This is a genomic window from Burkholderia sp. AU16741, assembly GCF_002223345.1.
In the GTDB taxonomy this organism is placed as follows: domain Bacteria; phylum Pseudomonadota; class Gammaproteobacteria; order Burkholderiales; family Burkholderiaceae; genus Burkholderia; species Burkholderia sola.
Map to the genome: position 1 here is coordinate 593,849 of NZ_NKEZ01000008.1, position 17,621 is coordinate 611,469.

18 protein-coding genes and 1 pseudogene are annotated in these 17,621 nt (G+C 68.9%); 8 read left to right on the plus strand and 11 right to left on the minus strand.

The window, feature by feature from the left end; all coding sequences use genetic code 11:
• Positions 1 to 168 precede the first annotated feature (168 nt).
• From CFB89_RS23160 to CFB89_RS23190, 7 genes are all read right to left on the minus strand, one after another.
• Positions 169 to 387 carry a YXWGXW repeat-containing protein gene (locus tag CFB89_RS23160; RefSeq protein WP_089469901.1) on the minus strand — a complete coding sequence of 73 codons (219 nt, stop codon included), beginning with the start codon at positions 385 to 387 and terminating at the stop codon, positions 169 to 171.
• Between the two features lie 56 nt (positions 388 to 443).
• Positions 444 to 1,601, minus strand: a complete 1,158-nt coding sequence (locus CFB89_RS23165; protein WP_089469902.1) for a DUF1501 domain-containing protein — start codon at positions 1,599 to 1,601, stop codon at positions 444 to 446.
• 2 nt (positions 1,602 to 1,603) lie between these two features.
• The gene (locus CFB89_RS23170; protein WP_089469903.1) at positions 1,604 to 2,998 is read right to left on the minus strand and encodes a DUF1800 family protein; all 1,395 of its coding nucleotides are present in this window, start codon (positions 2,996 to 2,998) and stop codon (positions 1,604 to 1,606) included.
• A 231-nt stretch (positions 2,999 to 3,229) separates the two neighbouring features.
• A complete protein-coding gene (locus tag CFB89_RS23175; protein WP_089469904.1) occupies positions 3,230 to 3,733 on the minus strand; it encodes a periplasmic heavy metal sensor in 504 nt (167 codons plus the stop codon).
• Positions 3,730 to 4,146 carry a hypothetical protein gene (locus CFB89_RS23180; protein ID WP_089469905.1) on the minus strand — a complete coding sequence of 139 codons (417 nt, stop codon included), beginning with the start codon at positions 4,144 to 4,146 and terminating at the stop codon, positions 3,730 to 3,732. Before CFB89_RS23180 ends, CFB89_RS23175 begins: the two co-directional genes overlap by 4 nt.
• On the minus strand, positions 4,143 to 4,937 hold the full coding sequence (locus CFB89_RS23185; RefSeq protein ID WP_089469906.1) for an RNA polymerase sigma factor: 795 nt from the start codon (positions 4,935 to 4,937) through the stop codon (positions 4,143 to 4,145). Before CFB89_RS23185 ends, CFB89_RS23180 begins: the two co-directional genes overlap by 4 nt.
• A gap of 226 nt (positions 4,938 to 5,163) precedes the next feature.
• On the minus strand, positions 5,164 to 5,463 hold the full coding sequence (locus tag CFB89_RS23190) for a YXWGXW repeat-containing protein (protein ID WP_089469907.1): 300 nt from the start codon (positions 5,461 to 5,463) through the stop codon (positions 5,164 to 5,166).
• 320 nt (positions 5,464 to 5,783) lie between these two features.
• On the opposite strand from CFB89_RS23190, the gene CFB89_RS23200 reads away from it, so the two are divergent.
• The 3 genes from CFB89_RS23200 to yddG all read left to right on the plus strand — a co-directional run bounded on the left by CFB89_RS23200 (position 5,784) and on the right by yddG (position 8,986).
• Positions 5,784 to 7,469, plus strand: a complete 1,686-nt coding sequence (locus tag CFB89_RS23200; protein WP_089469909.1) for a metallophosphoesterase family protein — start codon at positions 5,784 to 5,786, stop codon at positions 7,467 to 7,469.
• Positions 7,470 to 7,575: 106 nt separating this feature from the next.
• Positions 7,576 to 7,857 (plus strand): hypothetical protein, encoded by a 282-nt coding sequence (locus tag CFB89_RS23205; RefSeq protein ID WP_256979747.1) that lies wholly within the window; start codon positions 7,576 to 7,578, stop codon positions 7,855 to 7,857.
• 184 nt (positions 7,858 to 8,041) lie between these two features.
• Positions 8,042 to 8,986, plus strand: coding sequence for an aromatic amino acid DMT transporter YddG (yddG, locus tag CFB89_RS23210; protein ID WP_144030152.1), 945 nt, complete (start codon positions 8,042 to 8,044; stop codon positions 8,984 to 8,986).
• Positions 8,987 to 9,056: 70 nt separating this feature from the next.
• Here yddG and CFB89_RS23215 read toward each other — a convergent pair whose 3' ends face one another.
• Positions 9,057 to 9,689, minus strand: a complete 633-nt coding sequence (locus CFB89_RS23215; protein ID WP_089469912.1) for a LysE family translocator — start codon at positions 9,687 to 9,689, stop codon at positions 9,057 to 9,059.
• 118 nt (positions 9,690 to 9,807) lie between these two features.
• A complete protein-coding gene (locus CFB89_RS23220) occupies positions 9,808 to 10,704 on the minus strand; it encodes a LysR family transcriptional regulator (RefSeq protein WP_089469913.1) in 897 nt (298 codons plus the stop codon).
• Between the two features lie 466 nt (positions 10,705 to 11,170).
• Here CFB89_RS23220 and CFB89_RS23225 point away from each other — a divergent pair, with 466 nt between their 5' ends.
• Positions 11,171 to 11,428 (plus strand): hypothetical protein, encoded by a 258-nt coding sequence (locus CFB89_RS23225; RefSeq protein WP_006478949.1) that lies wholly within the window; start codon positions 11,171 to 11,173, stop codon positions 11,426 to 11,428.
• A 292-nt stretch (positions 11,429 to 11,720) separates the two neighbouring features.
• Positions 11,721 to 12,023: a DUF4148 domain-containing protein gene (locus CFB89_RS23230; protein WP_089469914.1), complete on the plus strand. Its 303-nt coding sequence runs from the start codon at positions 11,721 to 11,723 to the stop codon at positions 12,021 to 12,023.
• A gap of 84 nt (positions 12,024 to 12,107) precedes the next feature.
• Here the strand turns inward: CFB89_RS23230 and CFB89_RS23235 are convergent, their stop codons facing one another.
• Together CFB89_RS23235 and CFB89_RS23240 are read right to left on the minus strand one after the other, a co-directional pair.
• Entirely contained in the window at positions 12,108 to 13,880 is a 1,773-nt protein-coding gene (locus tag CFB89_RS23235) for a GGDEF domain-containing protein (RefSeq protein WP_089469915.1), read from the minus strand.
• Positions 13,877 to 15,007 carry a PotD/PotF family extracellular solute-binding protein gene (locus CFB89_RS23240; protein WP_089469916.1) on the minus strand — a complete coding sequence of 377 codons (1,131 nt, stop codon included), beginning with the start codon at positions 15,005 to 15,007 and terminating at the stop codon, positions 13,877 to 13,879. The genes CFB89_RS23235 and CFB89_RS23240 overlap by 4 nt, the downstream gene beginning before the upstream one ends.
• 148 nt (positions 15,008 to 15,155) lie before the next feature.
• On the opposite strand from CFB89_RS23240, the pseudogene CFB89_RS35685 reads away from it, so the two are divergent.
• From CFB89_RS35685 to CFB89_RS23255, 3 genes and pseudogenes are all read left to right on the plus strand, one after another.
• A pseudogene (locus CFB89_RS35685) lies at positions 15,156 to 15,390 on the plus strand (MFS transporter); the annotation flags it as partial.
• A 128-nt stretch (positions 15,391 to 15,518) separates the two neighbouring features.
• The gene (locus CFB89_RS23250) at positions 15,519 to 16,952 is read left to right on the plus strand and encodes a PLP-dependent aminotransferase family protein (RefSeq protein WP_089469917.1); all 1,434 of its coding nucleotides are present in this window, start codon (positions 15,519 to 15,521) and stop codon (positions 16,950 to 16,952) included.
• 95 nt (positions 16,953 to 17,047) lie between these two features.
• Complete coding sequence (locus tag CFB89_RS23255) at positions 17,048 to 17,437, plus strand: hypothetical protein (RefSeq protein ID WP_089469918.1); 390 nt, start codon at positions 17,048 to 17,050, stop codon at positions 17,435 to 17,437.
• The last annotated feature ends 184 nt before the right edge of the window (positions 17,438 to 17,621 follow it).

Below are 17,621 nucleotides of genomic sequence, written 5' to 3' on the forward strand. Positions count from 1 at the left end.
CGGCGCTCACCGAACGAGATCGAGCCCGCCGAGGCCGCCGTTGCCGCGGCACTTCGCACGATCGCATGTCGCCGGATGCCCGTCGCCGGGATCCGCAAGCTTAGGCCAACGCGCGTCGCCGTTCAATACGCTTCCCGGCATCCGCACCGCGCGGCACGTCGCGCACGATCAGTACACTGCCACCCAATGCCCCGGCACCCACGCCCAGTGATTGCCGGCCCACCGGTAATGCCCCTTCGCCCAGCGATAGCCGGGCGCGGGCGGCGGCGGCGCCACCTCGACGACGGGCGCAGGCTGCGGCGGCCGCACGGGCTCGACCACACAGGCGGACATCAGCACGGCACTCGCACTCACCAGCACGGCCAGCGAAACGGATTGGATCTTCATTGTGATTCTCCCTGTTGTGTCATGGGTCGATCGGGCCGAGCACGGCATGCGCCGCGTCACGCGACCCCGCGAATCAGGCCGTTCATCGGCCGTGTCGCGCCGCTTTCCGCAAACAACGCGGACGCGGTACGGCGCGGATCGAGCCGCAGGCTGTCGGCGGCCGCGCCCGCGATCAGCGCGTCGAGCGACGCGGTCGGCTTCAGGTCGCGCCCTTCGTACAGGTCGCCCGGTCGCAGCCCCGGCCAGTCGGCGATCACGCGCCCGCCGGCAACCGCGCCGCCCGCCAGCATCGCGACCGACGCCTGCCCGTGATCGGTGCCGCCCGTGCCGTTCACCGCGGCCGTGCGGCCGAACTCGGTCGCGACCAGCACCGTGGTCTGCTGCCACGCAGGTCCAAGGCCGTCGTGCAGCGCGGCGAGCATCGTGTCGAGCGCCTTCAACTGATTCGCGAGCCGCGCGTTCTGCGCGCTATGGGTGTCCCAGCCGCCCGTCTCGATCATCGCGATCCGCGGGCCGTCGTCGCGCGCGAGAAACGTTGCGGCGAGCTTGCCGACGCCCGCCGGGTCCTGCCGTGCATGCGCGTCGCCGGCGAGGCCGCGCGCTTCCATCGCGGATCGCCATAACGGGCCGAGTTGCGCGTCGGCTTCGTAGAGCGACGACACGCGCGTGAGCAGATCGTCCGGCGCGGCCGGCAAGCCGGACGGCGCATACGACGCCGCCTGCACCGTGCCGCGCAGCGCGAGCGGCACGGTCGGCGCGAATGCGATCGCGTTGTCGCGCGTCGCCGGCAGCAGCGCGGCCAGCCGGTTCAGCCAGCCGTCCTTCACCTGGTACGGCGCCCGGCCGCCCGTTTCGAGCACGTTCTGGCCGTCGAAATGCGAGCGGTCGCGATACGGCGACGCAATCGCATGGACGAACAGCGCCTGACCGTCGCGGTACAACTGCGCGGTCCGCGCGAGCGATGGATGCAGCGCGAACGTGCCGTCGAGTCGCGTCGCGGCCGCCGTGTCGATCGCGAGCGGGCCGCGCAGCGACGCATACGCGGGCTCCGCATACGGAACGACGATGTTCAGGCCATCGGCCGCGCCGCGCTGGATCACGAACACGAAGCGCCGGTCGGTCTCGACGTTCGCGAATACGATCCGCGGCGCGACGAGGATCGCGCCCGCGCCGGCGGCGGCCACGCTGAGGAATTGTCGGCGGGACAGTGCCATGGTCATCTCCGTTGGAAATCGGGCGACACGAGCAGCAGCGCGAGCGACGTCGTCGCGCTTTCCGCGCGCGCGAGCGCGGTCGCGGTCGGCGCGCTCATCGAACCGGCGAGCAGCGTGTTGCCGAGCGTGCGCGGGTCGAGCCGGTCGCCCGTCCGCGCGGCGAGGCGCTGCGCGATCTCGACGCGGCGCACGAGCGCGTCGGGCGCCGCCCAGCTCGCGGCGACGTCGTCGTAGCCGGCCGGCGAGCCCGGCCGCCACACCGGCTGGCCGAGCTGCGCGAGCAGCGGCGCGGCCTTGAGATCACCGGTGTCGCGCCAGCCGAGCCCGCGCAGCGACGATACGGCCCACTCCCACGGTGTTTTGAACTTGCGGTTGACCGGCGACCACGCGTCGGGCGCGTCGACCAGCGCACGATAGACGGTCGGCAGGTCGCCGCCGCTCGCATCGAATGCGCGGGCGAGCCGGTCGGTCAGCGCGGGCGGCGGCGTATCGGCGACGAAATGACGGGCGAGCTGGAACGCGATGTGTCGGCCCGTCGCCTCCGACCGCGCGAGGTCGTGCAGGACCGCGCGCGCCTGCGCTTCGCCCGGTTGATCGTAGGTGCGGCCGATCACCGTACGCACGCCCGGTTCGTGCAGATTCGGGCGAAACACGAATGCGCCGGGCGCCGCATCGCCCGGTTGCGGCCCGCGGCCGCCGGCGATGCTCCAGCCGGTCAGCGCACGCGCGAATTCCGTCACGTCGGCTTGCGTGTAACCGGTGCGCACGCCGAGCGTATGCAGTTCCATGATTTCGCGGGCGAGATTCTCGTTGAGGCCGCGCCTTGCCGACGGATTGCGTGCCTGCGCGCGCAGCGCGGCCGGACTGTCGGGGCCGACCGAGCGCGCCTGATCGAGGAACAGCTGCATCGCGGGATGCTGCTCGACGGCGACGAGCATGTCCTCGAAACGGCCGAGGACGTGCGGGCGGATCGCATCGCGCTCGAACGCGCCCGCATACGCGGCCACCTGCCCCTTGTCGACCGACACCGCGAAATGGTTTGCCCAGAAATGCACGAGACGCTCGACGAACGGCGCGGGCGTGTTCAGCGCGCTGTTCATGCGCGCGGCGACGGCACTGCGATACGCGTCGTAGCCGTCGCGGCGAATCGACTGCTCGGTCGCGCGCTTCGCGGCCGGGTCGTCGCTCGTCATCGCGTTGCGGGTGCTCGCGAAGCGCGTGGCGAGCGTGATCGCGTCCGGCTCGCTGGCCCAGGCCGCGGGCCGCGCGTCGTAGCGTTCGAACTGGGCGAGCAAGCCGGCCTTCGGGTCGGCTTCGGGTGCTTCGTCGGCCCGCGCGCCGAGACCGAAGCGGTTCAGCGCGATCGCGGCCGGCGTGGCGTCGTTCGGGTGGTCCATGACGGGCTCTCTTGCGGTGCGTACCCACGTTCAACGCAAGCACACCGGGAAATCCGTCGCAGGCAGGGAAATATTTTTTGTGTTTGTGATGGGGGAAATGCCGGGCGAAAGTCTCGCAGCGCGGCGGCTTGCATGGTCAATGGATAACGACCGCGCGATTCATCGGAACCGGTGCACGCATGACGCGCGAGCAACACGCGGATCGCGCGCCGCTCGCGCGGTTTACTCGATTTACTGGCTCGCCGATGCGTCCGGCTTCTTCTGCAGCCTCGGCGGCAGACGCCAGTTCCCGCTGTGCTGCAACCCGTCGACGAACTTCATGCGCTCGTCGGGCGTCAGCGTCGCCGCGAAATCGACGACGCTGCGCTCGACCTGCGCCCGCATCGCGGTGTCGGCCGCGCGCGTGCGGTCGAGCGCCGCATCGATCGCCGCGCGATCGAGTTGCGGCGCGGCGAGCAGATCGAGCACGGTAATCCGGCCGTCGCGCCCTTCCCGCGCGAAATCGCGGCCGCTCTTGCGCGCCGCCTTTAACGCGGCGGCGAACTCGCGCTGCCGCGCATCGGGCAATTCGTCCGCGGCGAAACGCAGCGCGGTGCGCGATGCGGGTGCGCCGGCCGCATGCAGGTCGCGATGGGTCGAGAACCATTGATACGCGCCGCCGCCGATTGCGCCGAGCATGAACACGTTCAGCACGACCGAGCCGACGAGGGTGAATTTCCAGCCGCGTTCGGTCATTCGTCGGCTCCGTCGATGCTCGGGCCGCCGAACGTGGTCGTCAGGTAGCCCGGTTCGTGTTGCGCGATCGGCGCGCTGCCGAGCATCAGCATCGACACGACCACCGCACCGGCGAGCGCGCCGGCCAGCCCGACGCCGGCGAACGCGGCGCCCGACCACCACACGCGGCCGCGGCGGCGCGCGCGTTGCGGCGGCGCCGTCGCGACGATACGTTCGACCAGCGCCGGCGCGGGCGGCGCGACCGTGTCCTGCATCAGCCATGCATCGAGCTCGGCGGCCTCGTCGAGCGCTTCCAGCGCGTCGCGCGGATGCGCGTGCGCCCACGCTTCGGCCGCCGCGCGTTCGGCTTGCGGCCAGCGCCGCGCATCCGAGCCGTACGCGGCGACGATGGTACGAAATCGTTCGGGTGTCATCGCTTGTCCTCGCTAGGTGGGTCGCCGGCCAGTTGCGCGCGCAGGTTGCGCCGCGCACGGGCGAGCAGGCTTTCCAGCGCATCGACGGTAATGCCCATCAGGTTGGCCGCTTCCACGTTCGACATTTCCTGATAGTACTGGAGCACCAGCGCTTCCCGCTGCCTCGGCGGCAACGCGGCCAGCGCCTGCCGCACGCGCGCGTCGCGCGAACGCAGTTCCGCATGCATGGCCGGCTCCGGCTGCGTGTCGGGCACGTCGGGCAGCGTATCGACGGGCTCCTCGCGGCGGCCGCGCAACCGGTCGTAGCACAGGTTCAGCACGACGCGATGCAGCCACGTGTCGAAGCGGGCCTCGCCTTCGCGCCAGCGCGGCGCCTGGTTCCAGATTCGCAAGAACGTCTCCTGCGCGACGTCCTCGGCTTCGTTCCGGTCGCCGAGCATGCGCGTCGCCAATGCGAGCAGCCGCGGCAGCTTGCGCGCGACGAGCACGCGTACCGCCGATGCATCGCGCGCGCCGACGCGCGCGACGAGTTCCGCGTCCGGATCGCGGTCGCCGCGATCGTTCAACGCCGCCTGCTCCGTCGCACGGCGCGCGGGCGCCGCCCTGTCGCGGCAGAGGGACCCGCCGCCCGGCTGAAGCTCATCGTCGTGCTCTCCTTGCATGCGTCGGGCCGTCGCCGGACGGCGCCATGCCGACGGTTCCGATGGTCCGGCATCGCCGCGCGCGTCGCGCCCGGCGTCGCACACGGTATCGGCCGTGCCGGTTTCATCGATATCCGGTTCGCGCCGCATGTCGATCCTGTCTGCCGGCCGCGCGGCCGTCGGCCGGCGCGCTCAATATACGACGACCGGCGCGGGCCGGTAATACACCGGACGGGCCGGCACCACGACGCAGCCGGCCAGCACGATGGCTGCGGCCGCCAGTATCACGATGGTTCGAACGGGCATCGCTTCGGCTCATGATGTTGCATGAAGAATCCGCTGCGCGGCATCGCTTCGACGCGCGGCGGCGTGCACGTCACGCCCAGTGGCCCGGCACCCAGCGCCAGGCAGGCCCGCGCGCGGACCAGTGTCCGGGCACCCAGTGGTAACCGACCCGCACGACACGCCAGTGGCCCGGAATCCACACGTATCGGCCGTGCCGCCAATGCCAGTGGCCCTGATCCCAGACGTAGCCCGCACGGGGCGCCGGCATCACTTCGACGCGCGGCGGCGGCGGTGCGTAAGGCGCGACGATGACGGCCTGCGCGAATGCGGCGGAGGTCGCGAGCGCCGCCAGGCAACCGGCAGCCCATCGCAATGGAATAGAAAGTTTCATGAAAGACTCCGAAATAACGGCATCGACCGGAAGCGATCGTTCATGCGTTAAACGGCGCGGGCCGGAGAAATCCGTCGCGACATCGGCGAATAATTTTTCGGGAGGCCGCCCGGCGCCGATGCCGACCGAAGGTGCGTGACGCGCGATCGTACGTATCGGCCGCCGCGCGCGCACGGTTGCGGAACTGTCACAACGCGGCAAAACTGCCCTTCAACAATGCATGCGACCGGGATCCCGCTCGTTTCCGGCCCACGCCCCGGCCGTGCCCGCGCATGGCCGCGCGGTTCCCCTCTCGCGCCCCATCAACGAACACACCGATCATGTCGAACCAGGACACTTCCCCCGATCAGCCGAACGAGCCGGCCGCCTCCGTGTCGCGTCGCGGCTTCCTGAAACTCGCGGGCGTCTCCGGCCTCGCGACCGCCGCCGGCGGGCTCGCGGCCGCCCGCGCCGCCGCGTCGAATGCGGACGGCACGCCCGAACAGGTTCACCTGACGTGGGGCAACGACCCGACGTCCGAAGTCGTGATCTCGTGGGTGTCGCTCGCCCCAGCCGTCAATCCGCGCGCGCGCATCGTCGCCGACGGCGAGCCCGCGCGCACCGTGCACGGCGTCCAGCGCCTGTACACCGACGGCCTGAACGGCGAGACCGTGTTCGCGTATCACGCCCGCGTGCACGGGCTGAAGCCCGATACGCGCTACCGCTACGAGATCACGGCCGACAACGACAGCAACGCCGCACAGCCGTTCTCGGCGAATTTTTCGACCGCGCCGCGCGGCCGGGCGCCGTTCCGTTTCACGAGCTACGGCGATCTCGCGACGCCGAACGGCGCGTGGGTGCTGTCGTCGCCGCAGAGCCGCTTCGCGGTGCAGGCCGTCGAGCAGTTCCAGCCGCTGTTTCACCTGCTGAACGGCGACCTCTGCTACGCGAACCTGAACCCCGCGCACCAGCCCGAGGTGTGGCGCGATTTCGGCAACAACAACCAGACGTCGGCCGCGAATCGTCCGTGGATGCCCTGCCCCGGCAATCACGAGATCGAATTCAACAACGGCCCGCAAGGGCTCGACTCGTACCTCGCACGCTATACGCTGCCGGAAAACGGCACGCGCTTCCCGGGCCGCTGGTACAGCTTCCGCGTGAGCTCCGTGCTGTTCGTGTCGCTCGACGCCGACGACGTCGTCTACCAGGATGCCGCCGCGTTCGTCGGCGGTCCGGCGCCGCTCGTGCCGGCCGCGAGCACCGGCCGCCCGCCGATCGAGCCCGGCACGTCGTTCTACGTGCGCGGCTACAGCAACGGCGAGCAGACGCGCTGGCTCGAACGCACGCTGCGTCATGCCGCGCATGACGACGACATCGACTGGATCGTCGTGCAGATGCACCAGGACGCGCTCAGTTCGTCGAAGACGGGCAATGGGTCGGACAAGGGCATTCGCGAAGCGTGGCTGCCGCTGTTCGACCGTTACGGCGTCGACCTCGTGCTGTGCGGCCACGATCACGACTACGAGCGCAGCTACCCGGTGCGCGGTTGCAATCACCGCGCGGGCGTCGATGCGAAAACCGGCGAGGTGGTCGAAACGCTGCAGCCGCGCCCGGTCGGCTCGAACGACCCGGACCGCACGACGTTCGACACGAGCCACGGCACGATCCACCTGATCCTCGGCGGCGGCGGCACCAGCGCGCCGCTCGACGTGTACGGCGAAAACCCGTCGACCGGCTTTGCGCAGGCGAAGGTGTTCACGAAGCCGAACCGGCCGGTGCCGGGCACAGCGCCGAACACGTTCGTGCGCCAGCCGGCCGATGCGCTCGAGGATGCGATCTGGTCCGCGCGCCGCGATACGGGCACCGGCTACGGGATCGCGGTGTTCGATCACGATCCGGGCAAGCCGGGCGGTCATACGACGATCACGATGCGCTACTACCACGCGCCGGGCGCCGACCAGCACCCGACCGCGCAATACGAGCTGTTCGAGACGATCGAGCTCAGCAAGAAGCGGCGCGAGCGGTGATCGACGCATCGGGCGCCCGCTGCGGCGGGCGTCCGATGCGCGGCCGTCGACGGACGGAAGGGGCGGCGCGGGTTGGACTGCCCGCGTCGCACTCCGGCCCATGCAGATGAGTTTCGAATACCGCATTCACACGCCCCCCACGGCCGACGCATTCGACGCCATCGCGAATATGCTGCGGCAAGCGCATGGCGACATCGACGTCGATCCACGCGAACGACGACTTGGAATTCGCGATGCAGCCGGCGGCTGGCCGCTGATCGATCTGTCGATCGAGGCAGCCGGTTTTCTCCTTGTCACGACGCTGGGCCCGACCCGAAACGCGAGGCTCGACGCGATCGGACGCGGGCTGTCGGAAATCCGCGCACCGTGGCGTATCGACGGCGCGTGATCGGCTCGCGCGACCGAATCGATCGGACACGTCGGTCCGGCTGAATCGCCGCGACCGCTGCGCCCCCGTAAAATGCGCGCTTCCGGCGAAATCTCCGCCTTGTATCGCCGCTCGCGATGACGGCACGCGCGAGCCGCTCCGAATCATTCGAAATCGAATCAGCATGTTGAAACAGGCAGCAAGCATGAAACGCAAGAACAACGCAACGCTCGCCGGACTCTGCGCGGTGCTGTTGTGGGCGTCGGTGGTCGCGCTCGTGCGCGGAGTCAGCGAAAGCCTCGGCGCGACCGGCGGCGCGGCGCTGATCTATACGGTGGCGTCCGTGCTTCTGCTGTTTTCGATCGGCTTCCCCGACCTGAGCCGATTCCCGAAAAACTACCTGCTGTGGGGCGGGCTGCTGTTCGTGTCGTACGAGCTGTGCCTGGCGTTGTCGATCGGCTATGCGAGCGACGCTCGACAAGCGATCGAAGTCGCGATGGTCAACTATCTGTGGCCGAGCCTGACGCTCGTCGCGGCCATCGTGTTCAACAAGCAGCGCGCGAACCGGCTGGTCGTACCCGGCGTGCTGCTGTCGATGCTCGGCATCTGGCGAGTGCTCGGCGGCGACCGGGGGCTCGACCCGGCCGGCATGCTGCGCAACGTCGCGGACAATCCGCTGAGCTACGGCCTGGCGTTCTTCGGCGCGCTGATCTGGGCCGGCTACTGCACGGTGACCGCGCGCATCGCCGACGGCAAGAATGGCGTGACGCCGTTCTTCATGCTGGTTGCCGTGGTGCTCTGGATCAAGTTCGCGATCGAAGGCGGCGGCGGCATGACGTTCAGTTGGCGCGCGCTCGCGTATCTCGTGCTGGCGGCGTCGGCACTCGGCTTCGGCTATGCGGCCTGGAACACCGGCATCATGCACGGCAACGTGACGGTCATCGTCGGCGCATCGTACTTCACGCCGGTGCTCGCCGCCGCACTCGCCGCCACGCTGCTGCGCGCGCCGCTGTCGGCGGCATTCTGGCAAGGCGTGTCGATGGTGTGCGGCGGCTCGATCCTGTGCTGGCTCGCGACGCGCGGACGGCATCGTGACAAGACCGAGCCCGTGCCGATCGTCAAGGAAGCGAAGGGCAATTGCCACGGATGACGATGCCAGATGCCGTCGGCGCAAGGCCGGATCGCTGCCGACGCTTCTCGGAACCGCCGACCGACGCGCGCTAGCTGCGCGATTCCAGCGCGATCCGCACGGCCAGCCCGGCCAGCACCGTCCCCATCAACCCGCGCTGAACCGCGGCCCAGAGCGGCCGCCCCGCGAGAAAACCCGCGATCGAACCGGCCGCGCATGCGATCAGCGCGTTGACGCCGACGCTCACCGCGATCTGCACGCAGCCGAGCGCCAGCGATTGCACGAGCACGCTGCCGTGCCCCGGCTCGATGAACTGCGGCAGCAACGACAGATACATCACCGCGATCTTCGGGTTCGCGAGATTCGTGACGAAGCCCATCGCGAACAATCTGACGCGGCTGTCGTGCGGCAACTGCCGGACCTGGAACGCGGAGCGCCCGCCCGGCTTCAGCGCCTGCCACGCGAGGTACGCCAGATACACCGCGCCGGCCACGCGCAGCGCATCGTACGCATACGGCACGGTCAGCAGCAGCGCGGTGATGCCCACTGCCGCGCACACCATGTAGAACACGAATCCCAGCGCGACACCGCCGAGCGACACAAGGCCCGCGCGGCGGCCCTGGCAGATCGAGCGCGAAACCAGATAGATCATGTTCGGTCCGGGCGTCAGCGCCATGCCGAGCGACACGAGTCCGAACGCAAACAGGGTAGCCAAGGCCGGCATGGCACGCTCCTTCAGGGCAATGACAACGAGGTCCGAACAATGTATTGCATCTCGGCCATCGTCGGCATGAATAAGTTGCAAGTGGTTAATGAGCGCGGTGCATCGTGTCTGCCGGTCGCTATTTGCCCTTTTTCGCGCGCGTCCGGGCCGTCTTTTCCGCCTTCGCGCGTCGCGCGTCGACGAGCCGCACGAACTCATCGGCAACCGCATTGCCGGCGGTATTCCACGCCAATCGCACGGAGCGATGCAGCCGTGGCGACAGCGCCAGCACGCGCCCGCCGAACGGCGTGTACGTCAGCGTGATGCGCGGCACGATCGACACGCCCATGCCGGCCTCCGCCATCGACAGGATCGTGCGCATCTCGACGACGTTGAACGCGGCGCGAAGCGGCACGCCGCCGCGTGCGAAGTAATCCGCGATCACGGGCCCGCACCCCGCCTTCGAGAAAATGAACGGCGCCGCGGCCAGTTGCCTGGCCGACACGCTCTTGCGGCCCGCGAACAGGTCGTCCGCCACGACCGCGACGAAATCCTCGTCGAGCAGCGGCAGGTTGTGCGCGAATGTCTTGGTGCCGGCCACCACGCCGACGTCGGCCGTCCCGTCGTCGATCCACGCTTCGACTTCACCGTCCGTGCCTTCGAGCAGCACCGCCGAGACGCCCGGGTGCATCTCCTTCAACGCCTCGAGCGCGGGAACGACGAACGCCAGGGACACGCTCGGCAGCGATGCGACCACCAGCCTCCCCTCGAGCTTGCCGCGCGACAGGCTGAACTGCTGGCGCAGCAGTTGCGCTTCGCGCACCACGCTCTGGACATACGGCCACAGGCGTTCGCCGGCCGCCGTCAGGACGACCGGCTGCCGGTCGCGCCAGAGCAGCTTGACCTGCGTGATGTCCTCCAGCTCCGTCAGCGCGTGACTGATCGCGGATTGGCTGCGGCTGAGCCGGTCTGCCGCGGCGGTCAGCGAGCCGAGTTCGACCACGGCGGCCAGGGCCTGCAACTGGGCAAGCGTCATCGGATTTCCTCGTTCGGGGATATGTACGCCGCGCATGAGGCGGTCAATTCCCTTGAATTATATTGAACCGGTTCGGCGGTCATGCATCGGGCGCGAGCGGGATTGCGCATGGGTTCTGAAAGCTGCGACGCGTAGTATTCGCAGACCGGCGTAGCGCTACGGCGGACAATGTCTTTAGAGGCTCGAAATGGAAACCTATGTGTTGCTGGGCTGTGGATTGGGCCTCGGCCTGTTGATCGCGATCTGGGGTATCTGGTCGCTCCGATGACGCGCGGCGGCCCCGTCCGCGTGCACGGAATCCGTATGGACAAGGACGGGAAACCGTGGTGTCGGAGAACGGTTCCGCTTCGCTCGATTCGCAGTCCGATTCAGTCCGCCATCGCCCATACCTGGCGCCGTCGGCCGGCGCGTCGCCCGTCCGGCGCCATGCCCTGCTCCATTCCAGAAGACGCGTTAGACTATTCGGATGGAACAATGCCGTTACTGTCAGAGAATCCGCGATGAATGGGATTGCCACGGCGACGAATGCCGCCGCGCAATCGCGAAGGCGCTGCGCCGGCAGCGCGCGGGCCTGCCGATGGTGCCCGACCGCATCCGCAACGAACTGCCGTCCGGCGCGCCGACCCAGCAGGTGATCGCCGTCCTGTCGCGCCAGCGCCTGCGCGCGCGGCGTGGCAACGAGGAACGCCGCGAGCGCAAGGAAATCGACGACGACGGGGTTTGATTCGCCAGCGTTGTAGCCCTGTAATCCCTGCGCGGGGTATTCGCCCCGTCGTCGTTCGCCGGCGGGGCTTGCCGCCGCCCGCGCGCGATGCTCCCATACTCTTCCGCCATTGCCCGCCATCCCGGCAATACAGCATGGGGACGGATCGTATTTGCCTCCGCATTATTACCCGTAACGCAACGATCTTTCGCTCAAACTCACGTTTACCCTAGGTGAGCCGACGCCTACGATGTATTCAACCGCTGACGACATGGTGTCGAACGCGGAAAGCCAATAAACATCGGAGGTCATCATGAAATCGCTCGTTTCCGCAGTCGTTGCAGCCGTTGCCCTGTCCGCGTCGTTCGGCGCATTCGCGCAAAGCACCGTGACCCGCGCCCAAGTGCGCAACGAACTGGTCCAGCTCGAACAGGCCGGCTACAAGCCCAGCCAGGCGAGCCCGCACTACCCGGCCGACATCGAGGCCGCGCAAGCCCGCGTGCACGGCATCGACAACAGCGGCTTCGGTGCGCAACCGGCCGCGACCGTCGAGGGCGGCGCACCGGTCGGCCGGGCAGCACACAGCCCGCGCGACTCGGTCTACTTCGGCCACTAAGCGTGCCGCTGCGCGCCTCGCGCGTGCAGCCCGCATGCAAGACGAGCCCGTCCCGCGACGGGCTCGTCGCGTTTCGCCGCGCCGTCAGCGGTTGCCGCCAGACGCGGGGCGGCCGGTCTCGTCCGGCGCGCCGCCGCGGACCAGGTCCTGATAGCGTACGCACACGTACTGCGCGGATGCCTTCGCCGCGTACATCGCCGCGTCGGCCTTGACGAGCAGCTCCTCGGCCGATGCGCCATCCGCGGGAAATTCGCTGACGCCGATGCTCGCGCCGACAGCCATGCGCCCTTCGTCGAACTCCAGCTCCTCGGCCATCACGATCTGGATGCGCGTCGCGACATCGCCGATCACGGCCGGCGAACCCACGTCGGAAATCAGCACGACGAATTCGTCGCCGCCGAGCCGTGCAGCCATGTCGTCGCCGCGCAGCACCTGGCTCAGCCGCTTCGCGACCGCGACGAGCGTGCGGTCGCCGGCCGAGTGCCCGTGCTGGTCGTTGATCTGCTTGAAGCGGTCGAGATCGACGAACATCACCGCCAGCCCCTCGCGCACCGCGGCCGCATGGCGGATCGCCGCATCGAGATGCTCCATGAACAGCAGGCGGTTCGGCAGGCCGGTCAGCGGGTCATGACCGGCGAGATGCGTGAGCTCCTGCTGCTTCGCGCGCAGCATCGCCATCTGCGAGCGGATCTCGACGCGCATGCTGTCGAAACAACGCGCGAGCACGCCGATCTCGTCGGCCCGCGCGACCGGCAGCCGTTCGGTGGCCGAATCGTCGAACACGTGCGTCGCCGCGCGCGCGAGCGCCTGCAACGGCCGCGTGATCGCACGCGCGAACAGGATCGCGAGAATCACCGCCAGCACGCTCGACACGAGCACCATCCTGACGATCCGTTCTCCCAGCATGCCGTCCGGCGCGAGTACGTCGGCCAGCGGGCGGGCCATCCCGAGCACGACGAAGCGGCTGCCCTCGTCGTGCCCGAACGGCGTACGCACGAACGCGAACATCTGGCCCGGCGCCTGATCGGGCTGCGCGAGCCCGTTGAACGTCACGTTCGTACGCCTGCTGTCGAACAGCGCGCGCGTGACGGCAAAACGGTCCTGCATCAGCACGCGCCGGCCGCGATCGAAACCGAATGTCTGTTCCGGATCGGGATGGACGAGAAAATCGCCCCACTGGTTCGCGAGATAGACCGCATAGTCGTCCGGCAGATCGCGCTCGATCCGGGCGAACACCCGAGAGAGTTCGACGTCGACGACGAGCGCGCCAACCGTCTGGCCCGACGCGTCGACCACCGGCGTCCCGACGCGCAGGATCGGCAGCCCTTCCGCCGCATGCGATCCCGTCTCGTGATTGATCACGATCGGTGACAGGTAGATATGACCGGGCGCCGTCGCGAGCGTGTCGAATACGTAGGAAAACTGCCCTTTCTCCTGAAACGCGCTTTCGGGCAGCACGACGATGCCGCGCGCATCGCGATCGACGCGAATGCGTTCGATCCCGAAGTGCCCGCTCGCGATCAGGCGGATCTGCAAGTATTCCGCATGATTTCTCATGAAGCTGTAATACACCTGCTCGAGCCGCATGCGTCGCGTGTTGTCCGGATTGTCGCCGCCCGCGACGGCCGCGGACGACGGCAACTGCGCGAGCACGAGCGCGTCGTCGGCAACGTCGGCGAGCGCGTTGGTGAAGCGCTGCCCGAGCAGTTGCGTCGACATCAGCAGACTGTGCTGCGCCTCCTGCGCCAGCATCGCGCGGTTGGCCCGATACGCGTAGTAGCCGGTCGTGCCGGACGCGATCACGCCGATGCACGCGAACAGCACCGACAGCTTCGACGTGAGCCCGAGCCGGATCATTTGGCGAACCGCTCCGGCCGATCGCCCGACACGATGCGGCTCCACAGCGACTCGCGGCGCGCGATGTCCTCCACCGGCTGAAGCCACACGAGATGCCGGCGCCCGGTATCCAGGCCGCGCGACGGCTCAAGGGTGTTCGCCAGCCCCTGACGCTCGGTCAGCAGCGTGCCGATCGCCGGTTCGAGCATGTAGTTGATCCACGCGAATGCAAGCTCGGGCCGTCGCGCGCCGCGCGTGACGGCCCAGCAATCGAGCCAGGCGAGCGCGCCTTCGTCCGGGATCACGTAGCCGACGTCGGCGCCGGCGCGACGCAATTGCTCGACCTGCTGCGTGCCGTAGTTGCCGAACATCAGCGCCGCCCGATGCTGGACGAACAGCGCGGTCGCTTCCTCGGGCAGCGTGTAGTACGTCAGCAGGTTGCGGCGCAGGTCGATCAGCTTGCGGGCCACGGCAAGCGTTTGCGCGGGCGACAGGCGGAACGGATCGGGATAGCCGAGCGCCAGCGCCGTGAACGAGAAATTGTGCTGCGCGCTGTTGAAGTCGAGCACCTTGCCGCGATAGCGCGGATTCCACAATTCGCGCATCGAGCGCGGCGCGGCCGGCACCTGCTTGCGGTCGTAGATCAGCCCCATCGACGAATACGTGAACGGAATCGCATAGAACGCGCCGTCCTGCACGAGGCCGCCGATCGTCGCGAGTTGCTGGAAATTCGGCAATTGCCGCCGCCGGTTCGGGATGCGCGACAGGTCGATCGGGGCGAGCAGGCGTTCATGCGCATAGCGCTGGATCTCGGCCGTGTTCGCGGCCAGCACGTCGTACGGCGGCGGCGACGCGCTGTGCATCCGCGTCCACAGCGCTTCGTCGGAATCGACCAGCGTCACTTCGACGCGCACATGAAACTGCGTCTCGAATGCGCTGACGATGTCGCTATCCGCGTAGCCGGGCCAGGCCAGCACGCGCAGCACGTTGTCGTTGACGGTTTCGGGAGAGGCGGCGAAGGCCGGCAAAACGGAGGCGAGCCCGCCCAGCATCGATATGACGAGCAGCATGCGCACGGCGCCGCGGGCGCGCGCACTTGCGCCGATTCCCCTGATCAACCGGACCCCGCGTGACTCGCCCGCCTGCATCCGACTGTCCTTTTTTGAGTCGATGCGATATCCCGCAACGAGACCATAAAACGCAGGGGCACGCAATCGGAACAAGCCGCACATCGCGCATATTCGCGGGCCTCGCGGCCGAACGCACCCCAATTACCGGGCCCGCGTCGGGGGCACGCCGACGCACGCGCACGTCGCATCGCGCGGCGGGATCCAGAACTTCGCGGGCCATCTCGCGGACATCTTCTTCACGACCTTCACCGGCGTGATGCCGTCGATCACGACAGGCTCGTTCGTGGCGCCGTTCGCCGCGGGCGGCGTGCCGTGCGTGCGCGTGGTCGGCAAGGTGCGCCGTGCCGTAGCCGTCGCCGCACGGCGGCAGCGGGCCGATCGTCGAGCCGAACGCGGCCTGACGCAGCGGGACGGCGCGGCCGCAACACCCGCGCCTTTCCTTTTCGGGCCGCGCATCGGACAATGAGCGCCGCCCGCCGGCGCGGCGCCGCTTCGCCCGCGCCGGCGACGACGCGCTCCGCCCACGCCGATGAAACGCTACGAAACCCTCGCCCATACGATCGCCGACGACATCCGCAACGGCAACCTTGCCGTCGGCACGCGCCTGCCGTCGCTGCGGCAGATCATCGCGCAACATGGCGTGAGCCAGTCGACGGTGTTTCGCGCGTACTACCTGCTCGAACAGTGGGGGCTGATCCGTGCGCGCGAACGCTCGGGCTACTACGTCGCACCGGGCGCCCAGCCGGCCGCGAGCCCGGCGACGCAACGCCGCGCGAGCCGCGCCGGCGCCACGCGCAAGGTCGACATCAGCAGCCTCGTGTTCTCCGTGCTCGATGCGGCCACGCAACCCGGCATCGTGCCGCTCGGCTCCGCGTTCCCGGCGCCGCAGCTGTTTCCGCTGCCGCGCCTGGCGAAGTCGCTCGCGCAGGCCACGCGGCTCGTGAGCCCGTGGAGCACGGTCGTCGACCTGCCGCCCGGCAACGAGGCGCTGCGCCAGCAGATCGCGCGGCGCTATCTCGCGACCGGCATCTCGCAGCCGATCGACGAAATCGTCGTCACGAACGGCGCACTCGAGGCACTGAACCTGTGCCTGATGGCGGTGACGCGGCCCGGCGACGTCGTCGCCGTCGAAGCACCGGGCTTCTATGCCGCGCTGCAGGCAATCGAGCGGCTCGATTTGCGCGCGGTCGAGATTCCCGTCGATCCGCGCACGGGCCTCGATCTCGATGCGCTCGCGAATGCGCTCGACCGGCACGACATTCGCGCGTGCTGGTTCATGACCAATTTCCAGAATCCGACCGGCGTGACGCTGACCGCCGAAAAAAAGCGCGCGCTCGTCGAATTGCTCGCGGCGCGCAACGTGCCGCTGATCGAGGACGACGTGTACGGCGAACTGCATTTCGGCCCCGACTATCCGCTGCCCGCGCGCGCGTTCGACCGCCACGGCCTCGTGATGCACTGCAGTTCGTTCTCGAAAACGCTCGCGCCCGGCTACCGGATCGGCTGGGCCGCCGCGGGCCGGTTCGCGGAGAAGGTGCAGCGGCTCAAGCTGATGACGACGCTGTCGGCCAGCATTCCCGCGCAGGCCGGCATCGCGAACTATCTCGAACACGGCGGCTACGACCGGCACCTGCGCAAGCTGCGCGGCGCGCTGCACACGCAGCTCGACCGAATGGACGACGCGCTGCGGCGCTGGCTGCCGGCCGGCGTCGAATGGGTGCGGCCCGACGGCGGCTATTTCCTGTGGCTCGCGTTTCCCGATGCGATCGACGCGATGGCGCTGCATCGCGAGGCGATCGCACGCGGCATCAGCTTCGCGCCGGGCCCGCTGTTTTCGGCCGCGCACGGCTTCGAGCGCTGCGTGCGCGTGAACTTCGGCCATCCGTGGAGCCGCGACATCGAGCGCGCGATCCGCGTGCTCGGCGAACTGATCGCGCAGCCGGCGGTCCGCAAGGCAGGCTGATCGCGCAAGGCGCGCTGCGCCGGCCGCGTCACGGCCATGCAGCCGATCCGTACGCGGGTTACATTGCAGGTCCCGCCGCCCTTTCCCGATTGCCCATGAGCCAATTGCCTTACCTCGATCACGACGCGCTGCTGAAACTGACGGCCGAAGCGGCACACATCCCGCAGTCGTGCACGTGCACGAAGACCTCGCTCGCCGGCTGGACGACCCTGCCGCTGTCGCTGCCGGACACCCAACTGATCGAAGTGGCCACGCTCATCCCGCCGGGCGAACCCGAGCCGACCTACTCGGAATATCATCCGGCCGGCACGCGCTACGCGTCGGACGACGCGCCGATCGCGCCGCGCCATTTCCCGTACAACCGCTGCACCGTCAGCCGCTGTCGCGCGTGCGGCCGCCTGTTCCTGCGCTACCAGGAAGGCGGCGGCTACTTCATCGACCAGCGCATCCGCGCGCTCGATCCGACGCTCGTCGTCGACGCGTGACCGCGCGCACGGGCATGCGCGCATGCCCGGCCCGCACCGGCACCCCGCCGGTCATCTGCTACGCCTTTTTCGTTCCGATCTGCTGCTTGTCCCGCCGCATCGCGTTCCCTACGCTGTCTCCCGTTGCCTGACATCCGTCGCAACGTCCTTCCGCGCCGCGCGCCGTTCGCCGTGGCGCCTCTCG

Bases quoted from the DNA above. Each gene is read 5' to 3' on its own strand.
- CFB89_RS23160 (WP_089469901.1), bottom strand. From the start codon at position 387: ATGAAGATCCAATCCGTTTCGCTGGCCGTGCTGGTGAGTGCGAGTGCC.
- CFB89_RS23165 (WP_089469902.1), bottom strand. From the start codon at position 1,601: ATGGCACTGTCCCGCCGACAATTCCTCAGCGTGGCCGCCGCCGGCGCG.
- CFB89_RS23170 (WP_089469903.1), bottom strand. From the start codon at position 2,998: ATGGACCACCCGAACGACGCCACGCCGGCCGCGATCGCGCTGAACCGC.
- CFB89_RS23175 (WP_089469904.1), bottom strand. From the start codon at position 3,733: ATGACCGAACGCGGCTGGAAATTCACCCTCGTCGGCTCGGTCGTGCTG.
- CFB89_RS23180 (WP_089469905.1), bottom strand. From the start codon at position 4,146: ATGACACCCGAACGATTTCGTACCATCGTCGCCGCGTACGGCTCGGAT.
- CFB89_RS23185 (WP_089469906.1), bottom strand. From the start codon at position 4,937: ATGCGGCGCGAACCGGATATCGATGAAACCGGCACGGCCGATACCGTG.
- CFB89_RS23190 (WP_089469907.1), bottom strand. From the start codon at position 5,463: ATGAAACTTTCTATTCCATTGCGATGGGCTGCCGGTTGCCTGGCGGCG.
- CFB89_RS23200 (WP_089469909.1), top strand. From the start codon at position 5,784: ATGTCGAACCAGGACACTTCCCCCGATCAGCCGAACGAGCCGGCCGCC.
- CFB89_RS23205 (WP_256979747.1), top strand. From the start codon at position 7,576: ATGAGTTTCGAATACCGCATTCACACGCCCCCCACGGCCGACGCATTC.
- yddG (WP_144030152.1), top strand. From the start codon at position 8,042: ATGAAACGCAAGAACAACGCAACGCTCGCCGGACTCTGCGCGGTGCTG.
- CFB89_RS23215 (WP_089469912.1), bottom strand. From the start codon at position 9,689: ATGCCGGCCTTGGCTACCCTGTTTGCGTTCGGACTCGTGTCGCTCGGC.
- CFB89_RS23220 (WP_089469913.1), bottom strand. From the start codon at position 10,704: ATGACGCTTGCCCAGTTGCAGGCCCTGGCCGCCGTGGTCGAACTCGGC.
- CFB89_RS23225 (WP_006478949.1), top strand. From the start codon at position 11,171: ATGGAACAATGCCGTTACTGTCAGAGAATCCGCGATGAATGGGATTGC.
- CFB89_RS23230 (WP_089469914.1), top strand. From the start codon at position 11,721: ATGAAATCGCTCGTTTCCGCAGTCGTTGCAGCCGTTGCCCTGTCCGCG.
- CFB89_RS23235 (WP_089469915.1), bottom strand. From the start codon at position 13,880: ATGATCCGGCTCGGGCTCACGTCGAAGCTGTCGGTGCTGTTCGCGTGC.
- CFB89_RS23240 (WP_089469916.1), bottom strand. From the start codon at position 15,007: ATGCAGGCGGGCGAGTCACGCGGGGTCCGGTTGATCAGGGGAATCGGC.
- CFB89_RS23250 (WP_089469917.1), top strand. From the start codon at position 15,519: ATGAAACGCTACGAAACCCTCGCCCATACGATCGCCGACGACATCCGC.
- CFB89_RS23255 (WP_089469918.1), top strand. From the start codon at position 17,048: ATGAGCCAATTGCCTTACCTCGATCACGACGCGCTGCTGAAACTGACG.